The following is a 5,000-nucleotide window of genomic DNA, read 5'->3' on the forward strand; positions in this document are numbered from 1 at the left end:
AGTTCGCTTTTAAAAATTGGTTAAGTCCTCGAACGATTAGTATCAGTCAGCTCCACATGTTACCACGCTTCCACCTCTGACCTATCAACCTGATCATCTTTCAGGGTTCTTACTAGCTTGACGCTATGGGAAATCTCATCTTGAGGGGGGCTTCATGCTTAGATGCTTTCAGCACTTATCCCGTCCGCACATAGCTACCCAGCGATGCCTTTGGCAAGACAACTGGTACACCAGCGGTGCGTCCATCCCGGTCCTCTCGTACTAAGGACAGCTCCTCTCAAATTTCCTGCGCCCACGACGGATAGGGACCGAACTGTCTCACGACGTTCTGAACCCAGCTCGCGTACCGCTTTAATGGGCGAACAGCCCAACCCTTGGGACCGACTACAGCCCCAGGATGCGATGAGCCGACATCGAGGTGCCAAACCTCCCCGTCGATGTGGACTCTTGGGGGAGATAAGCCTGTTATCCCCGGGGTAGCTTTTATCCGTTGAGCGATGGCCCTTCCATGCGGAACCACCGGATCACTAAGCCCGACTTTCGTCCCTGCTCGACTTGTAGGTCTCGCAGTCAAGCTCCCTTGTGCCTTTACACTCTACGAATGATTTCCAACCATTCTGAGGGAACCTTTGGGCGCCTCCGTTACTCTTTAGGAGGCGACCGCCCCAGTCAAACTGCCCACCTGACACTGTCTCCCACCCCGATCAGGGGTGTGGGTTAGAATTTCAATACAGCCAGGGTAGTATCCCACCGACGCCTCCACCGAAGCTGGCGCTCCGGTTTCTCAGGCTCCTACCTATCCTGTACAAGCTGTACCAAAATTCAATATCAGGCTACAGTAAAGCTCCACGGGGTCTTTCCGTCCTGTCGCGGGTAACCTGCATCTTCACAGGTACTATAATTTCACCGAGTCTCTCGTTGAGACAGTGCCCAGATCGTTACGCCTTTCGTGCGGGTCGGAACTTACCCGACAAGGAATTTCGCTACCTTAGGACCGTTATAGTTACGGCCGCCGTTTACTGGGGCTTCGATTCAGAGCTTCGCTTGCGCTAACCCCTCCTCTTAACCTTCCAGCACCGGGCAGGCGTCAGCCCCTATACTTCGCCTTGCGGCTTCGCAGAGACCTGTGTTTTTGCTAAACAGTCGCCTGGGCCTATTCACTGCGGCTCTTCGAGGCTATTCACCTCAAAAAGCACCCCTTCTCCCGAAGTTACGGGGTCATTTTGCCGAGTTCCTTAACGAGAGTTCTCTCGCTCACCTTAGGATTCTCTCCTCGCCTACCTGTGTCGGTTTGCGGTACGGGCACCTTTTATCTCGCTAGAGGCTTTTCTTGGCAGTGTGGAATCAGGAACTTCGGTACTATATTTCCCTCGCTATCACAGCTCAGCCTTTACGGTAAGCGGATTTTCCTACTTACCAGCCTAACTGCTTAGACGCGCATATCCAACAGCGCGCTTACCCTATCCTCCTGCGTCCCCCCATCACTCAAACGATAAAGAGGTGGTACAGGAATATCAACCTGTTGTCCATCGCCTACGCCTTTCGGCCTCGGCTTAGGTCCCGACTAACCCTGAGAGGACGAGCCTTCCTCAGGAAACCTTAGGCATACGGTGGATGGGATTCTCACCCATCTTTCGCTACTCATACCGGCATTCTCACTTCTAAGCGCTCCACCAGTCCTTACGGTCTAGCTTCAACGCCCTTAGAACGCTCTCCTACCACTGACACCATACGGTGTCAATCCACAGCTTCGGTGTTACGTTTAGCCCCGGTACATTTTCGGCGCAGAGTCACTCGACCAGTGAGCTATTACGCACTCTTTAAATGGTGGCTGCTTCTAAGCCAACATCCTGGTTGTCTAAGCAACTCCACATCCTTTTCCACTTAACGTAAACTTTGGGACCTTAGCTGGTGGTCTGGGCTGTTTCCCTTTTGACTACGGATCTTATCACTCGCAGTCTGACTCCCACGGATAAGTCTTTGGCATTCGGAGTTTGTCTGAATTCGGTAACCCGATGAGGGCCCCTAGTCCAAACAGTGCTCTACCTCCAAGACTCTTACAACGTGAGGCTAGCCCTAAAGCTATTTCGGAGAGAACCAGCTATCTCCAAGTTCGATTGGAATTTCTCCGCTACCCACACCTCATCCCCGCACTTTTCAACGTGCGTGGGTTCGGGCCTCCATCCAGTGTTACCTGGACTTCACCCTGGACATGGGTAGATCACCTGGTTTCGGGTCTACGACCACATACTCAATTCGCCCTATTCAGACTCGCTTTCGCTGCGGCTCCGTCTCTTCAACTTAACCTTGCATGGGATCGTAACTCGCCGGTTCATTCTACAAAAGGCACGCCATCACCCATTAACGGGCTCTGACTACTTGTAGGCACACGGTTTCAGGATCTCTTTCACTCCCCTTCCGGGGTGCTTTTCACCTTTCCCTCACGGTACTGGTTCACTATCGGTCACTAGGGAGTATTTAGCCTTGGGAGATGGTCCTCCCAGCTTCCGACCGGATTTCACGTGTCCGGCCGTACTCAGGATCCACTCAGGAGGGAACGAAGTTTCAACTACAGGGTTTTTACCTTCTATGACGGACCTTTCCAGATCGCTTCATCTACCCCGTTCCTTTGTAACTCCATGTTGAGTGTCCTACAACCCCAAGAGGCAAGCCTCTTGGTTTGGGCTATGTCCCGTTTCGCTCGCCGCTACTCAGGGAATCGCGTTTGCTTTCTCTTCCTCCGGGTACTTAGATGTTTCAGTTCCCCGGGTCTGCCTTCAATACCCTATGTATTCAGGTAAAGATACTGCTCCATTACGAGCAGTGGGTTCCCCCATTCGGAAATCTCCGGATCAAAGCTTACTTACAGCTCCCCGAAGCATATCGGTGTTAGTCCCGTCCTTCATCGGCTCCTAGTGCCAAGGCATCCACCGTGCGCCCTTTCTAACTTAACCTAAATGGTTATACTCTTATTAAATAAGAGAGAAAAACTACTAATGGCGATTCTCGGTTTTACTTTGACTTCTTCTTACGATTATCTAGTTTTCAAGGAACAAAATATAATGAGAGAATTGCACTCTCAAAACTAAACAAACAAGTAACGGTCAACGGTTTATCAGTCCACAAGGACTGCATTATCCTTAGAAAGGAGGTGATCCAGCCGCACCTTCCGATACGGCTACCTTGTTACGACTTCACCCCAATCATCTGTCCCACCTTAGGCGGCTGGCTCCTTGCGGTTACCCCACCGACTTCGGGTGTTACAAACTCTCGTGGTGTGACGGGCGGTGTGTACAAGGCCCGGGAACGTATTCACCGCGGCATGCTGATCCGCGATTACTAGCGATTCCGGCTTCATGTAGGCGAGTTGCAGCCTACAATCCGAACTGAGAATGGTTTTATGGGATTGGCTAAACCTCGCGGTCTCGCAGCCCTTTGTACCATCCATTGTAGCACGTGTGTAGCCCAGGTCATAAGGGGCATGATGATTTGACGTCATCCCCACCTTCCTCCGGTTTGTCACCGGCAGTCACCTTAGAGTGCCCAACTGAATGCTGGCAACTAAGATCAAGGGTTGCGCTCGTTGCGGGACTTAACCCAACATCTCACGACACGAGCTGACGACAACCATGCACCACCTGTCACTCTGTCCCCCGAAGGGGAACGTCCTATCTCTAGGAGTGTCAGAGGATGTCAAGACCTGGTAAGGTTCTTCGCGTTGCTTCGAATTAAACCACATGCTCCACCGCTTGTGCGGGCCCCCGTCAATTCCTTTGAGTTTCAGCCTTGCGGCCGTACTCCCCAGGCGGAGTGCTTAATGCGTTAGCTGCAGCACTAAAGGGCGGAAACCCTCTAACACTTAGCACTCATCGTTTACGGCGTGGACTACCAGGGTATCTAATCCTGTTTGCTCCCCACGCTTTCGCGCCTCAGCGTCAGTTACAGACCAGAAAGCCGCCTTCGCCACTGGTGTTCCTCCACATCTCTACGCATTTCACCGCTACACGTGGAATTCCGCTTTCCTCTTCTGTACTCAAGTCCCCCAGTTTCCAATGACCCTCCACGGTTGAGCCGTGGGCTTTCACATCAGACTTAAAGGACCGCCTGCGCGCGCTTTACGCCCAATAATTCCGGACAACGCTTGCCACCTACGTATTACCGCGGCTGCTGGCACGTAGTTAGCCGTGGCTTTCTGGTTAGGTACCGTCAAGGTACCGGCAGTTACTCCGATACTTGTTCTTCCCTAACAACAGAGCTTTACGACCCGAAGGCCTTCATCGCTCACGCGGCGTTGCTCCGTCAGACTTTCGTCCATTGCGGAAGATTCCCTACTGCTGCCTCCCGTAGGAGTCTGGGCCGTGTCTCAGTCCCAGTGTGGCCGATCACCCTCTCAGGTCGGCTACGCATCGTCGCCTTGGTGAGCCGTTACCTCACCAACTAGCTAATGCGCCGCGGGCCCATCTGTAAGTGTCAGCCGAAACCGACTTTCAGCTTTTCCTCATGAGAGGAAAAGGATTATCCGGTATTAGCTCCGGTTTCCCGAAGTTATCCCAGTCTTACAGGCAGGTTGCCCACGTGTTACTCACCCGTCCGCCGCTAACCAAAAGGTGCAAGCACCTTAAGATTCGCTCGACTTGCATGTATTAGGCACGCCGCCAGCGTTCGTCCTGAGCCAGGATCAAACTCTCCAAGAAAGTTGATTAGCTCATTTGTTACGTTGGCTAGTTTCTATAGAAGAAACTAAATTTTATTGATTGTTGACGTTCTTGTTTGTTTAGTTTTCAAAGAACAATATCATCTGTCGAAGTGACAGGAATAATAGTATATCGCTTTTCTACTACTATATCAATTATAAAATATTTCCAATTTACTAGAGAACTAAGTTAGAACTGATAAGGTTGTTTTCTGAGCGACTTTTATATCATAACACCGTCGGTGTTATCAAACAACAGAAAGTTTTTTCCATTTTTATAAATGGGATTAAAAAAGACAGAAAGGAT

2 rRNA genes are annotated in these 5,000 nt (G+C 51.2%); both read right to left on the reverse strand.

What is annotated here, in order from left to right:
* Window positions 1-16 precede the first annotated feature (16 nt).
* Window positions 17-2,954: ribosomal RNA gene (locus QFZ31_RS19670) — 23S ribosomal RNA — on the reverse strand.
* 190 nt (window positions 2,955-3,144) lie between these two features.
* Window positions 3,145-4,694 (reverse strand): 16S ribosomal RNA (locus tag QFZ31_RS19675).
* The 16S and 23S rRNA genes sit together here, the layout of an rRNA operon.
* Window positions 4,695-5,000 lie beyond the last annotated feature (306 nt).

Source organism: Neobacillus niacini (genome assembly GCF_030817595.1).
In the GTDB taxonomy this organism is placed as follows: Bacteria; Bacillota; Bacilli; order Bacillales; family Cytobacillaceae; genus Neobacillus; species Neobacillus niacini_G.